The sequence below is a fragment of the Streptomyces sp. C1-1 genome, from assembly GCF_050214755.1.
In the GTDB taxonomy this organism is placed as follows: Bacteria; Actinomycetota; Actinomycetes; order Streptomycetales; family Streptomycetaceae; genus Streptomyces.
Window position 1 is genome coordinate 205,407 of sequence record NZ_CP189827.1, and the last position, 17,221, is coordinate 222,627.

Below are 17,221 nucleotides of genomic sequence, written 5' to 3' on the forward strand. Positions count from 1 at the left end.
GCCTCAGTCCCCGCCCCTCCGCGCCGTCGGCACCCCATCCGCCACCCGTGCAGGAACGACCGCAGTCTGGCGCCCGGGCCGTGTGACACGGAGGCAGCGATGACCTTTCCCTCCGGCCGCATGTGGCGCACCCCGTTGGACGACCGAGGCGGCATCACTGTCTTCGTCGCCGTGTGCGTCCTCGCCCTGCTGGCCATCATCGGCCTCGCCGTGGACGGCGGCGGCACAATGCGCGCCGTCGAACGGGCCGACTACCTCGCCGGTGAAGCCGCCCGCGCCGGCGGGCAGGCCATCGACCCCACCGACGCCATCACCGGCACAGCCATCACCGTCGACCCACAGGCCGCCGCTGCCGCAGCACAGTCCTATCTTGCCTCCGCCGGCGCCACCGGCGCCGTCAGCATCTCACCCGACGGCATCACCCTCACCGTCACGGTCACCAGCACCTACCAGACCACGTTCCTGTCGGTGGCCGGGATCAGCTCACTGCCGGTGAGCGGCCACGCCACAGCCACCCTCCTGCACGGCGTCACCGCACCCGACGAAGGAACCGGATGATGCGCAACTCCACCCGCTCCCCCGCCGCAGCGGTGGGCCGCACCCTGGCCCGGGTCGTCGAGGCCGCGGTGAGCCTGCTCGTCCTGGCCGGCGCGGTCGCCGGGGTGCCGCTGCTACTGGCCTGGGCCACCCCGGTCATCTGGGCCGCCACCCACGACGACGTGGCGCACCTGCTGGACCGGCAGGACACCGGCAGCGTGTTTTTGCTGCTCCTTGCCTGCGTGGGCTGGATCGGGTGGGCGCAGTTCAGCTTCTGCGCGGTACGCGAGCTGATCGCACAGCTGCGGGGCCGTACTTGGCGCGCCCCGCGCGGGATGGGCGCCTCGCAGCGCGCCGCGGCACTGCTGATCGGCAGCATCCTGGTGCTACTGCCCACCAGTTCGGCGCTCGCCTCCGACGCCCAGGCCGCGCCTGCCCCCGCGGCGGGACTTGTGCCGGGGCAGGCGGCCCATGCCCCGCGGGCAGCCGCCCAAGCCGACCAGGACTCACCCGCATCCTCCGCGAGCACGCAGGCGTCGCGTACGTACACGGTCCGCGAGACGCGGCCGGCGGAGAGCTTGTGGGGCATCGCCGAACACGAGTTGGGGGACGGGGAGCGGTGGCGGGAGATCTCAGATCTGAACGAGGGACGGACCATGGCCGATGGCACGGTCTTCCGCGCGAACAGCTTTCTGCAGCCCGGATGGCAGCTTCAGATGCCCGAGACCGCTATGGCTGCGGGGGGCGTGCGTACCCAGTTGGGTGAGCCGCCGACTGATGAGAAGGGCGGGCACGTGGTTACGGTCCACTCCGGCGACTACCTGTCGAAGATCGCAGAGAAGGAACTCGGTAACGGCGACGACTGGCCGCAGCTATTTAAGGTCAGCCGGGGCAAGCCGCAGCCGCACGGACTGCCCGAGATCACCGACCCGGACGTCATCTACGCGGGGCAGCAGGTCACCTTGCCCGGTACCCAGTCCCATCAGCCGCCTCAAGACCAGGGCCACGGTGAGGAGTCCGGCAGCCAGGAGACCACTCCCCCGGCCACCCAGACCCCCGACGACACGCAGAAGCCGGGCGGCAGCAAGGATGATGCGCCAGCGCCCGTACCCAGCCAGACCCAGGCGCCTGCACCGCAGTCGTCCACGCCCAGCGCGCCCTCCAGCCGTCCGGCCGAGCAGCCCGGGCAGGATCAGTCCTCACCGTCCGAGGCAGCGTCCGCCACGCCCGAGCCCAGCGTCAGTGCCCCGGCTTCTGCTGTTACGCCGTCGGCGTCGGCCGAGCCGTCCGGCTCCGCTGCCTCCTCCCCCGCGACCCCGACGCCTACGGTCCCGGCGACGGCTCCGGCCAGCAGCCCGCTGAACCTGCGTATCGTGCTCGGCGCCGGCGCACTGCTCGCCGCTGCGGTCACCGGGGCGCTCGCCCTGCGCCGGACGCTGCAGCGCCGCCGTCGCAAGCCGGGCGAGAAGATCGCCATCGCGGCGGAGACCTCCCCGGCGGAGGCGCAGTTGGCGGCGGCCGCCGAGCCCGGCGGTGCCGCGCGGCTGGACGTGGCGCTGCGGACCTTGGCCCACCACGTCGCCCAACAACATGAGGCCGACGCTGTCCTGCCGCCCCTTCGGGCCGCCCGGATCGGAACGCGCGCGATTCAGGTGCTGCCCGAGGACCTCGCCCAGGAACCTGTGGCGCCCTTCGCTGCCGGGCAGGGCGGCTGGTGGGTCCTGCCCTTGGAGGCCGCCCTCCTGGACGAGGAGGCCGCCCGCGACGTGCCGGCACCGTATCCGGGGCTGGTCACGATCGGCCACACCGAGGCGGGCGACCTGCTACTGCTCAACCTCGCCGCTCTGCCCGCGCTGCTGCTCGACGGCAACCCGGTCCACATCACCGAAGTGTGCACCTCGCTCGCCCTGGAAGTCGGGATGAGTCCGTGGGCCACCGACGTCGAGGTCGTCACCGTGGGGTTCGGTGAGGACCTGCCGCAGCTGCTGCCCACCGCGCGGATCGCCCACATGCGCCAGGCAGGGCACGCGCTGCGTGATCTGAGCGAACGCCTGCTGGAAGCTCACCAGATGCCCGACACGGAGCATCAGCCGTATCTGCTGCTGTGCGCATCCTCCTTGGACGAGGACACGGCCTGGCAGTTCGCCGACATCATCGACCGGGCGGGGACGGTACCCGTCACGCTGATCGCCCCGGCGAGCACCGCGGCCGCTCGTTTCCCCGAGGCGGAGATCCTCAACGCCTCCCTCAGCGACCCACAGACCGTCGATTACGCGGGCACCGACATTACGGTGCAGCGCCTGGAGCACGCCGCCTACCAGCAGATCACCACCGCGTTGAAGGTGTCCGGGCAGCCGTCCCACCCGGCCGAGGGGCCCTGGGAAGACGTCCCGGACGAGCTCGACAGCACGCAGCAGCCGGAGCACCCGTTGCCGCAGGAGTCCGCGCCCGCAGCCACTGCCGCCTCGATCCCGTCACCGGCGGCGGCAACGGACGTAAGCGGCGAGGTCTTCCCGGCCCTGCTCCTCTCCCCCACCACGGCGTCGACAGGACCCAAGGACGAAGCCGCGTCGAGCACCGAAACGACAGGACTCCGAGCCCCGGCCCCTCCTGCAACCACCCACGCCATGACAGCAGCACAGCCCCGGACGCAGGTGAAGACGGCAGGGGCGGACCAGGCTCAAACAGCGAAGGGGGCGCAGGCGGACGGGGCACAGACCAACGGACAGGAGCCGGCAATGCCAGCAGACGAAGAAGACGGGGGGCGGGATCCTCACGCACCGGAGATCCGGGTGCTGGGGCCGCTCGAGGTCGACCGGGTCGGCCACACCGGCCACGGCCCCAAAATGGCGCAGCTGGCCGCCTTGTTGTATTTCCGACCTGGCCGCAATGCCGACGTGCTGTGCACCGACATGGACCCCATCCACCCATGGTCGACCAGCACCCTCAACGCCCGGATGCAGGGCCTGCGCAGCAGCCTCGGCAGCGCCCCCTCCGGCAACCCGTACGTGCCGCGCCGCAAGACCGCCGAAGACCCCTACCGGCTCGCCCCTGGCATCCGCTGCGACTGGACCCGCTTCCTCCACCTCGTCGAACGCGCGCTGCCGCTGGGCCCCGCTGGCCTGGATGACCTGGAGCGTGCACTGGGCCTGGTGCGGGGCAAACCGTTCGGCGGCCGGCCCCAGCCCTGGGCCGAACCCCTGCAGCAGGAAATGACCACCCGAATCGTCGACATCGCCCACACCGTAGCCACCCACCGCATCCCTGCAGGCCCCCATCACAACCTGAGCGCCGCCCGCCAGGCCGTCGCCACCGGCCTCGACGCAGACCCCACCGCAGAACTCCTCTACAGGGATTGGATGCGTCTTGAGGCTGCCCGCGGCAACCGCTCCGGACTCCACACCGCCATCACCCGCATCCAACAGATCAACCGCGAACTCGACTGCTCACCCGAACCCGAGACCACCGACCTCATCCACCACCTCCTCCACACGCCCCTCCAAGCCGATCCGGCAGCAACGCCATGACCCCTGGGACAACTCCCTTCCAGTCCCCGCCGGCCTCCATATCAGCGGCAAGGACGGCACCCGAGTCGCCATCCCCGCCGGTGGCAGCGACGGCGCCAAAGGCAGTATCTGCCGCCAGAGCGGCATCAACACCGGGCCCAGCGGCACCTGCGGAACCGGGAACACGGTTACAGCCAGAACCGGGGCCAAAAGCGAAGTCACCGTCGAGGGCCGCATCGCCGACTCAGCACAGGCCCTTGACCTCAAGCACCGGTCCCCCATCGCGCCGCACCAGCACCGAACCTTCGGCGTCGCTCCCCCCACTCGGCCACACGGCCCGACGGTGCCTGACCGGACTGATCACCGCCGGCACCCTCACAGTCGCGGGCATCGGCTTCACCGGCTCCTACACCGCCCTACGCGAACTCGCCACCCGCAAGGGCTTCGGCACCTTCGCCTACCTCTTCCCCATCGGCATCGACGCCGGCATCTGTGTCCTGCTCGCCCTGGACCTCTACCTGACCCATCACCGCATTCCGTTCCCGCTGCTGCGCCAGACGGCCTGGCTGCTGACGGCGGCGACGATCGCGTTCAACGGCGCGGCGGCCTGGCCGGACCCGCTGGGTGTGGGCATGCACGGTGTGATCCCGGTGCTGTTCATCGTGGCGGTGGAGGCGGCCCGGCACGCGATCGGCCGGATCGCGGACATCACGGCGGACAAGCACATGGAGGGCGTCCGTCTGACCCGATGGCTGCTCTCCCCCGTGCCGACGTTCCTGCTGTGGCGGCGCATGAAGCTGTGGGAGCTGCGCTCCTACGACCAGGTGATCAAGCTGGAGCAGGAGCGGCTGGTCTACCGGGCGCGCCTGCACTCGCGGTTCGGCCGGGCCTGGCGCCGCAAAGCTCCGGTGGAAGCACTACTGCCGCTGCGGCTGGCCCGCTACGGCTTCCCGCTGGCGGAGACGGCCCCGGCGGGCCTGACCGCAGCAGGCAACCCACCGGACCTCATCTCGCCCACACCCCAGGGGGAAGCCGCCGGCACAAGCCAGGACGCAGACACGGAACCAGGTGCGAGCGCTATTCCTGCCAAAGCGGTATCGACTGGCTCAGAGCCCGACACCCCCACCCCTGCGCTCTCCACCCACCCGCACGGAAGAGATCTCGGATGGGCCGCAGCCCCCCGGCAAGGCGGTGCTCCCTGGCCCGGCAGCCCTCCACCCGCCCGTACGCAACGACGCAACCTAGCCGGCGAGTTCCCGCACGCCTGGCCTTACGCAGCCGCACCCGCCACGGCCAATCAGCCCACCCAAACAAGCAGAAGGACCGCTCCCCCACACCGGACCGACACGACACCATCGCGTCAGACACCACCAGACAACAACCCCGCTCGCCGGACCAACCGCCCGGGCCAGGCGAAGTTGACCGTGACCGACCGCTACTACCTCGCCTGGAACGACTACCGCATCCGCCACGGCGTCGAGCCCAGCGACCGCGAACTCTCCACCCACCTCGCCACCCAAGGACTCCTCGGACGCGGTCAACAACCCCTCAGCCCAGCCAACCTACGCCGACACTTCCTCCGCTGGCGCATCTACAACCTATGGGCTCACCACCGGGCACACGCCCAGGCACCCTCTCCCGCAGACATAGCCGATGCATGCGCCCGCCACGGCATCACCCGCCAGTACAACCAACCCATCACCACCCACTACATCCAGGAACTCATCCCCGACTTCGAACAACGCTGGCACTCCCTAGGACCCCACCCCATGACCTGAGAGCACAACCGCGCGGTGTTACGCCGCGTCGCCGGCTGCCAGCCCAATGCCTTCGACCGGCAGGGGACTGTCCAACGAGTGTTGAACTGCAAGTAGTCGGGGCTACTGGCGGGCCGAAAGGCGGCCGTCGAAGGTGATGTCGAAAGCGTTGCGCGCGGTCTTGCAGCGCATGGCCCAGGGGGCTTCACCCTGCCCCTGAGGTCGAGCGACTTGGTCAACCAGGTAGACGCACTTCAGCGAGGCCTGCTCGTTCAGGAAGCGGCCGCGGACCTTAACCGAACGCCGGATGCGGGCGTTGACCGACTCGATCGCGTTGGCAGTGCCATTTCATGACATGGTTCTCCGTGCAAGATCAATAACAGAGACCGATCAGGAACGACCGAAACAGACCCAATCCGTCACCCCTCTGATCACTTTGAGTCAAGTGGGAACCTCTACCCCTTCCGCATCAGATACTTCTCTGACTCTCGGTAGTCGCACGCGCATGCCGTCCCGGGAGCGAGGTTTTGAACGATGCCGGGAGTGAGATGCAGCTGACGCATGCCGAAGTGATCAACTTTCGCGCCCTGGAGAGGGTGGACGTCCGGGTTGATCCGAAGGCCACCCTCATCGTCGGGCGCAACAACAGCGGCAAGACGTCGTTCGTGAATCTTTTCGAGAAGTTCTTCGGTGAGGAGGACACGAGATTCGTCCTGGAGGACTTTTCCACCTCCCGTATCGCCGACATCGAGCAGGCGCGGCAGATCTTCGGCGAGGCTCAGGCACACGCCAGCCGTGGCGACGCCGAGACGAGCGAGGAACTCCTGACCAAGGCCCACGACCTCGTCCCGGCCATCCGCTTGGTTCTCACCATCGAGTACGCGGAAGACGACGACCTCGCGCCGCTCACTGGTGTGATCCTCGACCTGGACGACACCTGCTTCAAGGTCAATATCGAAGCAGTGCTGGAGGTGACCCGCCCGCACGACTTCCTCAAAGACTTCTGGTCGGCCAGCCAGCGGGAGCAGTTCGATCGCATCAAGTGGCTGCGCAAGAACTTCTCGGACTACTTCACGCCGACCTATCGCGCGATCAGCCCCTTGGACGAGAACGTCCGCAAGGAGATCAAGCGCGGCGCCGCCGAGTCCATCATTTCGGTCAAGTTCGTCTACGCACAGACCAAGATGGATGACACACCGAGCGACAAGGCCCGCACGTTGTCGAAGACGTTTGAGGCCTACTACAAGGTCAACAGCGGGCACGAGGACCGTCACCAGAGCATCGAGCAGATCGAGACCGCTCTGGCGTCCGCCTCGCAACAGCTCGACGACAACTACGCCACGCTGTTCGACCCGATCTTCGAGGACCTGCGTACCTTCGGGGTGGGCACCATCACTCCGGTCCAGAAGCCCCGCATCGTCTCCCTCATCGAGGCCTCCGGCATCCTCCGCGGCAGTACCCGCATCCAGTACCCATCCGGGGACGACGACTTCCATCTGCCCGAAGGTCACAACGGGCTGGGCTATAGCAAGCTGATCTTCACGATCCTGCAAGTCATCAGCTTTCACCAGACCTACGAGCGCACCACGCCCAAGCCGGCGCTGCAGGTGCTGTTCATCGAGGAGCCCGAAGCTCATCTGCATCCCCAGATGCAGGAGACGTTCATCAAGAACATCCAGGACTTCATCGACCGTAAGACGGGCTGGAAGGTACAGGTGGTCATCACCACGCACTCCTCCCACATCGTCGCAAGCAGCGGCTTCCACACGGTGCGCTACTTCGACCGTGCCGAGCCGCAGCTCACGGTCAAGGATCTATCGACCTTCGAGGCCAACGTGAAGGCCACGCCACAGGGTGACGAGACCCTGCGTTTCCTGCGCCAGTACATGGTCCTGCACCGGTGTGACATGTTCTTCGCCGACAAGGTGATCCTGATCGAGGGCACTGCTGAACGGCTGATCCTGCCGGAGATGGTCCGGCGGTGTGCCAAGGAGCTGCTGCACCAGTACGTATCAGTCATCGAGGTCGGCGACGCCTACGCCGTCCGCTTCCGGCAACTGCTCGCCTTCCTGAACGTCAAGACCCTGATCATCACCGACATCGACTCCGTGTGCCCGAAGCACCGCAAAGCCTGCCCACCCGGCCAGGGGCAGACGGTCACCTCGAATACGACGCTCAAGACCTGGCTGCCCGCAAAGTCCAGCGTCGCCGAGCTGCTCGCCACCGACCCGGCTGACAAGGAGCAGGATCATGTCCGCGTCGCCTACCAGATCCCGGAGACAGATTCGGGAGCCTGCGCGCGGAGCTTCGAGGACGCCTTCATCATCGCCAACGCAGAACCCCTCGTACGCGGCTTCCGCCAACTCGCCCTAAAAGGAGCCTTCGTCAAAGAGGTCGGGGCCGACCCCACCACCGACGACATCGAAGCCAAGGCCTACGACATCGCACAGCAACTCAGCGACCACAAAACGGACTTCGCCTTCGACGTCATGCTCCTGGAGGACTGGGCCGTTCCCCGCTACATCGCCGAAGGACTGCAGTGGCTCGCCTAGACACCCTCGAAGCCGTCGCCACCGAACTGGAAGCCCGGCGCAGCTTCCTCGTCGAGGCAGGGGCCGGCGCCGGCAAGACGACCACCCTGGTCCGCGCCCTGCAGTACCTCCTGGCCCACCGCCGTGCAGACCTGGAAGCACACGGCTGGCGGATCGCCTGCATCACCTACACCAACGTCGCAAAGAAGAAGATCCACGAACGCATCGCCGCAGATCCCCTCGTCGATGTCGGCACCATCCACGAATTCCTGTGGAGCGTCATCCAGCCGTACCAGCATGAGCTCTGGCAGCAAATCCTCGACTACAACAAGGACCTGTCCAAACCAGAAGACCTTGATGACGTCGCCGATCCTCCCGCCATCGAGTATTCCGACCGCGGGCGCAGGCTGCACGAGGGGCGCATCTCCCACGACGACGTCATCGCGCTGTCGCTGCGTCTCGTCACGGCTCACCCCAAACTCATACGCATCATCACCAGCAAGTACCCGGTCATCTTTGTCGACGAGTACCAAGACACGTCGCCCCAGACGATCCAGCTGCTGCTGGATCATCTGGCAGGCGCAGGCCGCGAGAGATGCGTAGTCGGTCTCTTCGGCGACTCCATGCAGAAGATCTACGAATCAGGCGTCGGAGCGGTGAAACGGGCTGGCCTTCTCACCGAGATCACCAAGCACGAGAACTACCGGTGCTCGCCTCCCGTTGTCGAGGTGCTCAACCGGATGCGTCCTGAGCTCACCCAGGACGCCGTCGGGGAACATCAGACCGGCGAGGTCCACCTGTTCCTCAACAGCAGCATCCCGGCCGGCCCTGTGCGACTCACCGCCGCCGAAGCAGTCCTCGCCCGGAACGGCTGGACCCGACAGAACTCCAAGTACCTGCTGCTCACCCACCGAGGGATAGCCGGCACCCTGGAGTACGCCAACCTCCTGGAACAGTACCGAAAGCTGGGCCGCTACGGTCCCGACGACCTTATGGCACGCAACGAGCCGTACATCCAGTACCTGACCCGCATCGAAGCTGTAAGCACCGCCTTCCACAACAACGACTTCGCCGAGCTGACCAACCTGCTGGACGAGGGACGGACACGGATCACCCGTCACGCCCACAAACGCGCTATCAGCGACGCAGTTCGTGCACTCGACGCCATACGCACAACCGGCACGATCGGCGACGTGCTCGATCTGATGGCCGACGGCCGTCTCCTCGCCCTGCCGGGAAAGCTCAAGGATTTGGAACGCCGGAGATCCGCCAGCGACCTAGACGAGCGGGACCAGCGACGAGCAGACTTCTCCAACAACCTCCGCTCCGTGTCCTACCGTGAGGTCATCAACATCACCCACTTCATCGATGAACTCACCCCGTTCTCGACCCAGCACGGCGTCAAAGGTGACGAATTCGAGAACGTCATGGTCGTAGTCGACGACCGTTCCTGGAACAGGTACAGCATCGGCAAGATGCTTGCAGGCACCGATAAAGCCGAGCGCACCGAACGATCACGCAACCTGTTCTACGTCTGCTGCTCGCGAGCGCAGCGCGGCCTGGCCGTGGTGTTCATCGACGATCTCCCAGATGGAGCAGAGCAGACACTCCAGGCCTGGTTCGCTTCAGGCACTATCCACCCATGAGGTGTGTACCAACAAAGCCTGGTTTACCCACGCATCGTCCAGCTCCCGATCGTCGCCAGCCACCCAGGCCGCGACGATCCGGTCCCAGACGGCACGCGTTCAGCGCGCCGAATTCCACTACCCGCCGGTACGAAGCCCTGGAGTTCGAACAATAAGTCTGAGCAGCCATCGGCTTGCTCACCATGCCCTACCGTCGCGCGGCATACCTGACGAACGCCCGCCAGGCCTCCCGTTTGATCACCAGGCTTCCGTATGCGCGTGCCTTCGTGTCGCGGACCAGCACTACCAAGGGTTCCCGGTCAGACACTTCGACACATGTTTCGGACCCGGTATAAGAGCTTGTACGCCAGTGGGGGTCGTCACGTTGCATGGCGCTCCTCCTAGTCGTTCGGCATCTGATCAAAAGTATGGAGCGCTGCGGATATGAGGTCTCGGACAGCCGTGCCGTAGACCGCCGACTGCTTCAAGAGAGCGAACGCCCTGGTGTACAACTCAATTTCGCGGGGCTGCGTGACGGAGAATTCTGCCGAGTAGGTCTCCACGAGGACGAGCCGGTCGTCGAACATGGAGAACGCGTTACCCGGCCATATGGACGTTCGCGCAGCCCTGGGAACGATGCCCAGGCTGAGGCGGGGAAGCCTCATCACCGCCAGCAGGCGGTCAAGCTGCCCCTTCATGACCTCAGGACCGCCAAAGTTGGTGTAGAGGGCCTGTTCGCCAAGCAGCACGTTGAAAATACGATCACCCTGATAGAGGTACTGTTGGCGCTCAAGCCGCTTTGCTACAGCAGCTTCGGTGTCGTTCGGGATCTCGTAGTAACTGACACCCTGTCTGAAGACCTCGGCGGCGTATTCGGCTGTCTGTAGCGTGCCCCAGATGAGCGTGGGGTGCCAGATGCGGAAGACCTTGGTCTTGGCGTACACCGGTATCGCTTTGTGCTGCCGCTTCTCCACGCCGGTCTGGAGTTGGCGACGCCACTCAAGCCAAAGCTCGTCGACGTGACGGACAATCGCGACCAAGTCCCCTAACTGGTCACCTTGGCCAGTCGTCTCGCACCAGACACGGATGTCGTCCTCGCTGGGGCGCTGCTTGCCGTTCTCGATGCGGGAGACCTTCGACTCCTGCCAGGAGGTGGCGCGCGCGAATGCCCGGCCGCTGACAAAGCCGGCGTCCTTACGGAAGCCGCGCAGCCGAGCACCCAACGCCTGCAGTGCTTCTTCTACTTGAGTGCTCACGAGTCGGTCAGGGCTTGTACTGGAGGTGCGGGATGGCGGCGGCCCACAGAAGGTTTCGCAGACGCGCACACTCAGCGACCGTGTCCGGGTCTTCGATGATCTGTGATCCGAGCACTCTGCCCTCGGAATCGAAGTGGCCTACGGCTAGGAGGCGATCGTCGTAAAGCCACCAGTCGTTGCCTGCCAGAGGAAATGTGATGTTCTCTGGCAAGCTGCGACGGGGCAGCCAGCGGATCTGTTCACCCGCCCTCTCATTGAGGGCCGTGGTGGCGTGCTCCCACTGGATGTAGGGGGTGTGCGGCTCGGTGATCACTCGGATGCGGCGGACCGTTTTACCTTCCGCGGTGACGCGTCGCACGAGTTGCGTCCACGGCTCCATGTAGGAGTAGTCGACGGTCTCGCCGCGGAGCCAGCTCGTGAACGGGCTGTCCTCGTCGGGAACTGAGTAGTCGTCCCTCAGCTCCAGATGGCATGCGTCGTACGCAAAGCTCTCAAAGAGCTGGTTGCGCTCGACGCTTGAGATCAGCTCCACGGGGCTCCTCCAGTAAGGCGGTGATCGCGGCCACAGGAACCTCGACCACGCTCTCGTAGTCCGGAATTTCCATCTGGGCTAGGGCCTCGGGATCGGTCACCTCACGGCCCTGCACGACGAACGTACCGGTCGGCGTCAGAATCATAATCGGATCATCGATGCGCTTGATCTCCCCAGTGGGCAGGCCGTCCTTCGTGAGGTGCTCGAACAACTCCGAGGGCACCTCCACCACCGTCTCCCCCTCCAAGACCTCAAGTTGCATCAACAGGTCGTTCGCGAAGACCTTCCACCCCTGGACGAGATAGGTGTCCCGGTCAGTGGCGTACAGGGTCGGGCAGTCACCGACCGTGGAGTTCTTACCGAGGAACCGTAACTTCATGGTCTTCTCCTGTCTGCTGTCTTGCTGAGGTTTGCGCGACATGACGATGCTCCACTTAGCATTTCAGCCGGTCAATCGCTCTGCTGCAAACTCGCGCAATCTCTTTGCTAGTTCGAGCGCTACAGCTCTACGGTCGACAGCGAGTCCCAGCCGCCCATCCTGCAGGTGGCGTTGCACGTGTTCAGAACCACCAACCAGCTCTGCCACAGCCTCAGGAAGCAACAGCCTGAGTCCTCACTTGTGCCTGGGGCAACTAGACCGAGCTGAATCCACAAGCACCCCGGAGGCCACACCGTGATCCCCCACCCGGCCACCGATCTTTCGGGCGTCGTGTGGGCGATGCTGCCCGCCCTACGTACAGCACTGCCCGACACGCCGTTTCCGACTAGCGCCCTGCCCCGCTATGAGCAGCATCTGTCGGCGTCCTGGAACCTGTCCGGCCGCTCCTTGCACACGCCACGGGCAGCCCGCACGCACGTGATCAACACCTGCCGGACCTGGCATGTACGCCGTCAAGCCGTAGAAGGTTTGGCACTCATCACCAGCGAGCTGGCTACCAATGCGGTCGTGCACGCGCGTGCTGAAGACATCACCGTCATGCTAGGGCTGGCCCCTCATCACGTCTGGGTCAGTGTCACTGACCGCGGCCGGCCCCGCTCCCCCATCATCCACCGCACTGCGGCTGAGGATGCCGAGGACGGGCGCGGGCTCTGTCTGGTTGAGGCACTTGCCACCCGCTGGCACGCAACCACAAACCCCAGCGGCACCCAGGTCTGGGCCTGTATCGCGTTGCCCAGCCGCAGTTCAACCAAGGAACAAATAACCGTCCCCGCCCCCTCAGACGACCCGGCACACCGCGTCACCCCCGGCCGCGCAGAAGACCTGCCGCACGGGCAACTCCCCCAGACCACCACCCCTACCCAGCGGATGCCTCGATGCCCAGGCCGTTAACGACCAACGCCAATCTCCCCGCCGTTCAAAGGGGCACGGAGCCCCATACCGATTTGATCGTCAGTCCGGTCGGCGCCGACATTGATCTGCGGGCCGCGATAGAGGATTTGAAACTGGGCCGCTACCGGGCCGCGCGGGATCTGCTGGCGCGGACGGGTCCGAACTGGCCTCTGCGTACGCGCCGGAGTCAGCTGCTGGCCGCAGGAGCGGGAGAAGGCGGTGTCTTCAAGACATGGCTGGGGGAGGAATCCGGCAGCGCGGATGCGTACATGATGTGGGCTCGGGTACTCACCCGGGCCGCGCTCGCCGCCCACCGCTCCGGCAGGACCAAGGACTTGGTGGCCCGGGCGGCGGGGCTGGCGCGGCAGGCTTGTATCAAGGCGATGACGCTGCGGCCGGAGTGTCCAGTGGCGTGGGTCTGCCTGCTGCAGCTGACGCAGTTGCCCTTCGATCCCTACCACTTCGACCCCCAGTGGCGGTCGCGTCCGCTGCCGTGGGATCGGTTGAGGGATCCGACCATGCCGCTTCGGGGGCCGTGGCCGCTGCTGGAGGAGATCAACCGGCGTGATCCGGGCAACCGGGAGGGACATCACCGCATGCGTGAATTCTTCCTCCACCGCGGCGGCCCCACAGCCGCCATGAGCTACTCGGCGTGGGCCGTTGCCAGCCAGCCCACCAACCTTGAGCTGGATCTTCTGCCGCTGTACGCGCTACGTGACGTCTACGCAGCCCGGCACGGAAACGGGCACGGCAGTGCCCTGCAATTCTGGCAGACCGCGCAGGTGGCGCACTATGCGTGCCAGGCCCGGGATCGCTGGTTCGCCTCCGTCCCTGCGGTGCATCACGCCTGGTTGTCGCTGCTGGATCTCAATCACCTCGCGCACGCTCTGGTGGCGTGCGGCGAGGACGCACGGGCGGTGTTCGAGGCGATGGGCCCGTATGCCACCCCCGAGCCGTGGCAGACGATCAACCGCAGTCTGGGCCGCAGCTACGACTGGACCACCGAGTTCCTACGCATCCGCAGCGCCACCCTGCGCGAGCGCCCGCGCTGGTGAACCGTCCCGCACCTCCCCGCCCGTGCGCGTGGTCGACGCTCCTCGCGTCTTTGTCCCTTACCCCTTCGATTGTGAAAGTGGATCTCTGGTGTTACGCAGAAGAACCAGCACCCTTGCCCATGACGGCAGTGACGACGACGTCCTGGCCGCCCTCGGGATCAAGCCCGAACTCTCCCGGAAGATGGGCGTGTTCGGGAACTTCGCGATCTCGTTTTCGGTGATCTGCATCCTGGCCGGCGGCATGAGCCTGTTCGGCTTCGGCCTCGCACACGGCGGGCCCGTGGTGATGCTCGGCAGCTGGATCGTCATCGGTGCAATGACCCTGCTGGTCGGCCTGTCCCTGGCGGATGTCGTCTCCGCCTACCCGACCTCGGGCGGCCCCTACTTCATGGCCGACAAACTCGGCGGCGCCCGCTGGGGCTGGATGACAGGCTGGCTCAACCTGCTCGGACTGCTGGGAGCGATCGCCGGCATCGACTACGGCGCTGCCGTCTTCACCGACGCATTCGCCCAGATGCAATGGGGCATCACCCCCACCGGCAGCATCACCATGACCATTTTCGGAGGCATCCTGCTGCTGCACGGCCTGCTCAACTCCGCCGGCGTGCGCCTGGTCAACGCCCTCAACGCGGTCTCCGTGTGGTGGCAACTCGCGGGCGTCACCGTCATCGTCGCCGCGCTCACCCTCGCCCCCACCGCGCACCGGTCACCGGCCTTCGTGTTCACCCACTTCCACAACGACACCGGTTTCCCCCACCCCCTCTACGTCGCGCTCATCGGCTCCCTTCTGGCGGGCTACACATTCTGCGGCTACGACGCCTCCGCCCACGTCGCCGAGGAGACCAGCGACGCCCAGATGGCCGCGCCCCGCGGCATCGTCCGCTCCATCTGGGTCTCGTGGGCGGCCGGATTCGTGCTCTTGGCCGGGCTGCTGTTCGCGATGCAGGACTACGCGGCCACCCAGAACACGCCGACCGGGGTGCCGCCCGCGCAGATCTTCCTCGATGCCCTGGGCGCGAGCGGAGCGAAGGCACTGCTGGCACTCGTCGTCGTGGCGATGCTGTTCTGCGGCAACGCCGAAGTCGCCGCCGCCAGCCGCATGGTCTACGCGTTCTCCCGCAGCCGCGCCCTGCCCGGCTGGCAGTCCTGGCGGCGGGTCAACGAGCGCACGAAGACGCCGACTCGGGCGGTGTGGTGCGTCATCGTCGTGCCGTTCATCCTGGCCCTGCCCGCCCTGTGGTCGCCGGCCGCCTACGGTGCGATCACCGCGATCAACGCCGTCGGCATGATCCCCGCCTACGGCATCCCCGTCTACCTCGCCCTGCGCAAAGGCCGCGCCTACCAGTCCGGCCCGTGGAGCCTGGGCCGCTGGCGAAAGCCGGTCAGCGTACTCGCCGTCGCCTACGTCACGGTCATCACGATCGTGTTCTGCCTTCCGCAGTCCACGCCCATCAGCACCGACTCCTTCAACTACGCCGGGGTGACCCTGCTGGCCGCGCTGCTGCTGGCATGGGCCACCTGGATCACCCGCGGCAAGCGGGACTACCAGCTCACCGCCGCCGCGACCGCCCAGCCCGGCGAAGCCCTGCTCAGCGAAGGTTTCTGATGAACGCCACCACCGACCCCACCGCGACGCCGTGGCCCGCAGGACCGGTGAACCGCAGCTCACTGCAGCGCCTGCTCAAGGACCGGGCAGTCACCGACATCATGCTGGCCGTGCCCGACCTGCACGGGCGGCTGATGGGCAAACTCTTCAACGCCTCCGTCTTCCTGAGCCGGATGACCGGCGGGGCGGAGATGTGCTCCTACATCCTGGCCACCGACGTCGACATGACACCCTTGGACACGTTCGACTGCACCGGCTGGGACCAAGGGTTCGGGGACTTCCTCGTCATCCCCGACCTGGACCAGGTCCGCATGCTGCCGCACCGGCCCGGCACCGCCCTCGTCTTCGGCACGCCCGTCCACGACGACGCCTCCCCCGTCCAGGTGGCGCCCCGGCACCTGCTGGCGACGCAACTCGATCGCCTGCGCCACCTGGGATACGAGGTGAAGGTCGGCGTCGAGGTCGAGTTCGTGCTCTACACCAACGGCCCGCAGGGCCCGGTCCCGGCCTGGCCGGCGAACCTGGACTACGCCCTGCAGCATCCGCCCGAGATCAGCGACTTCCTCCACCACCTGGGCCAGGCGCTGAGCGACGCCGGGATCGGGTACGAGGCCTTCAAGACCGAGGGGGCGGCCGGCCAGTGCGAGGTGACCTTCCCCTACGGCGACGCCCTCACCGCCTGCGACCACTACACCCTCTTCCGGTACCTCGTCGGACAGATCGCCGCCCGGTACGGCATGACGGCCGTGTTCATGGCCGCCCCTCAGACCGGGGTCGGCAGCGGCCTGCACCTGCACCTGTCTCTGTGGAACGAGCACGCACCGGCGTTTGCCCACCGCCGCGGCCAACAGCCGCCGCCCGCGATGGCGCAGGCCACGGCCGGGCTGATCTCCGCACTCCCGCACCTGGCGCCCCTGTACGCGCCCACCGCCAACTCCTACAAGCGCTACCGACCGCACTCCTTCGCCCCCACCCGCTTCAACTGGGGCTTCGACCACCGAGGCTGCGCCGTCCGCGTCACCGGCCACGACGCGGGCGCCCATCTCGAGGTACGACTGGCCGGCGCCGACGCCAACGTCTACCTCGCCCTCGCCGCCTACACCGCCTCCATCACCCACGGCATCAGGGAGAAACTGACGGTCCGGCCGGCCTGCGACGGCGACGCCTACCAGGACCGCAACTCCATCCCCCTGTATCCCGACCTCGCCGAAGCACTCGCCTACTTCGAGCACAGCACCGTCGCCCACCTCCTGCTCGGCAAGGACGTCGTACGCCACTACGCCCACGCCGCCAGAGCCGACCTCGACTGGCACCGCCACCAGGTTACCGACCTGGAACGGCAACGCGGGATCCGCTGAGACCCCCTGCCGCCGGGTGAACTCCCCCTCGGCGGCAGGGCCCCACTCCTCGCTGCCCCAGCCGGACGGCGGGGCAGCGAGGGCGCCCTTGTTCGAGCAGCGGCAGCGAACCGTCTGCCGCACCATGC

At 66.7% G+C, this 17,221-nt stretch carries 13 protein-coding genes and 1 pseudogene; 9 read left to right on the forward strand and 5 right to left on the reverse strand.

Annotated elements, in window-relative coordinates:
- Window positions 1–99 precede the first annotated feature (99 nt).
- The 3 genes from ACQF4J_RS47285 to ACQF4J_RS47295 all read left to right on the forward strand — a co-directional run bounded on the left by ACQF4J_RS47285 (window position 100) and on the right by ACQF4J_RS47295 (window position 5,821).
- Window positions 100–558, forward strand: a complete 459-nt coding sequence (locus ACQF4J_RS47285; RefSeq protein ID WP_427168840.1) for a TadE/TadG family type IV pilus assembly protein — start codon at window positions 100–102, stop codon at window positions 556–558.
- Window positions 558–4,064: a LysM peptidoglycan-binding domain-containing protein gene (locus ACQF4J_RS47290; protein WP_427169005.1), complete on the forward strand. Its 3,507-nt coding sequence runs from the start codon at window positions 558–560 to the stop codon at window positions 4,062–4,064. The genes ACQF4J_RS47285 and ACQF4J_RS47290 overlap by 1 nt, the downstream gene beginning before the upstream one ends.
- 335 nt (window positions 4,065–4,399) lie before the next feature.
- Window positions 4,400–5,821 carry a DUF2637 domain-containing protein gene (locus ACQF4J_RS47295; RefSeq protein WP_427169006.1) on the forward strand — a complete coding sequence of 474 codons (1,422 nt, stop codon included), beginning with the start codon at window positions 4,400–4,402 and terminating at the stop codon, window positions 5,819–5,821.
- Between the two features lie 102 nt (window positions 5,822–5,923).
- Here the strand turns inward: ACQF4J_RS47295 and ACQF4J_RS47300 are convergent.
- Window positions 5,924–6,142: pseudogene (locus tag ACQF4J_RS47300) on the reverse strand (transposase); the annotation flags it as partial.
- A gap of 206 nt (window positions 6,143–6,348) precedes the next feature.
- Here ACQF4J_RS47300 and ACQF4J_RS47305 point away from each other — a divergent pair.
- Together ACQF4J_RS47305 and ACQF4J_RS47310 are read left to right on the forward strand one after the other, a co-directional pair.
- The gene (locus ACQF4J_RS47305; protein WP_427168841.1) at window positions 6,349–8,352 is read left to right on the forward strand and encodes an ATP-dependent nuclease; all 2,004 of its coding nucleotides are present in this window, start codon (window positions 6,349–6,351) and stop codon (window positions 8,350–8,352) included.
- Window positions 8,340–9,977 (forward strand): UvrD-helicase domain-containing protein, encoded by a 1,638-nt coding sequence (locus ACQF4J_RS47310; protein ID WP_427168842.1) that lies wholly within the window; start codon window positions 8,340–8,342, stop codon window positions 9,975–9,977. The genes ACQF4J_RS47305 and ACQF4J_RS47310 overlap by 13 nt, the downstream gene beginning before the upstream one ends.
- Window positions 9,978–10,164: 187 nt before the next feature.
- On the opposite strand, the gene ACQF4J_RS47315 is transcribed toward ACQF4J_RS47310, so the two are convergent.
- From ACQF4J_RS47315 to ACQF4J_RS47330, 4 genes are read right to left on the reverse strand one after another with little or no spacing between them, the layout of a single operon-like run.
- On the reverse strand, window positions 10,165–10,347 hold the full coding sequence (locus ACQF4J_RS47315) for a DUF397 domain-containing protein (RefSeq protein ID WP_427168843.1): 183 nt from the start codon (window positions 10,345–10,347) through the stop codon (window positions 10,165–10,167).
- Window positions 10,348–10,357: 10 nt separating this feature from the next.
- Entirely contained in the window at window positions 10,358–11,212 is an 855-nt protein-coding gene (locus tag ACQF4J_RS47320; RefSeq protein WP_427168844.1) for a helix-turn-helix domain-containing protein, read from the reverse strand.
- A 7-nt stretch (window positions 11,213–11,219) separates the two neighbouring features.
- Window positions 11,220–11,744 (reverse strand): DUF6879 family protein, encoded by a 525-nt coding sequence (locus ACQF4J_RS47325; protein WP_427168845.1) that lies wholly within the window; start codon window positions 11,742–11,744, stop codon window positions 11,220–11,222.
- On the reverse strand, window positions 11,704–12,123 hold the full coding sequence (locus tag ACQF4J_RS47330; protein ID WP_427168846.1) for a hypothetical protein: 420 nt from the start codon (window positions 12,121–12,123) through the stop codon (window positions 11,704–11,706). The genes ACQF4J_RS47325 and ACQF4J_RS47330 overlap by 41 nt, the downstream gene beginning before the upstream one ends.
- 339 nt (window positions 12,124–12,462) lie before the next feature.
- On the opposite strand from ACQF4J_RS47330, the gene ACQF4J_RS47335 reads away from it, so the two are divergent.
- From ACQF4J_RS47335 to ACQF4J_RS47350, 4 genes are all read left to right on the forward strand, one after another.
- The gene (locus ACQF4J_RS47335; RefSeq protein ID WP_427169007.1) at window positions 12,463–13,074 is read left to right on the forward strand and encodes an ATP-binding protein; all 612 of its coding nucleotides are present in this window, start codon (window positions 12,463–12,465) and stop codon (window positions 13,072–13,074) included.
- 53 nt (window positions 13,075–13,127) lie between these two features.
- Window positions 13,128–14,129: a hypothetical protein gene (locus tag ACQF4J_RS47340; RefSeq protein ID WP_427168847.1), complete on the forward strand. Its 1,002-nt coding sequence runs from the start codon at window positions 13,128–13,130 to the stop codon at window positions 14,127–14,129.
- 88 nt (window positions 14,130–14,217) lie between these two features.
- Window positions 14,218–15,735, forward strand: a complete 1,518-nt coding sequence (locus ACQF4J_RS47345; protein ID WP_427168848.1) for an amino acid permease — start codon at window positions 14,218–14,220, stop codon at window positions 15,733–15,735.
- Window positions 15,735–17,093, forward strand: a complete 1,359-nt coding sequence (locus tag ACQF4J_RS47350; protein ID WP_427168849.1) for a glutamine synthetase family protein — start codon at window positions 15,735–15,737, stop codon at window positions 17,091–17,093. Before ACQF4J_RS47345 ends, ACQF4J_RS47350 begins: the two co-directional genes overlap by 1 nt.
- Window positions 17,094–17,221: the final 128 nt, after the last annotated feature.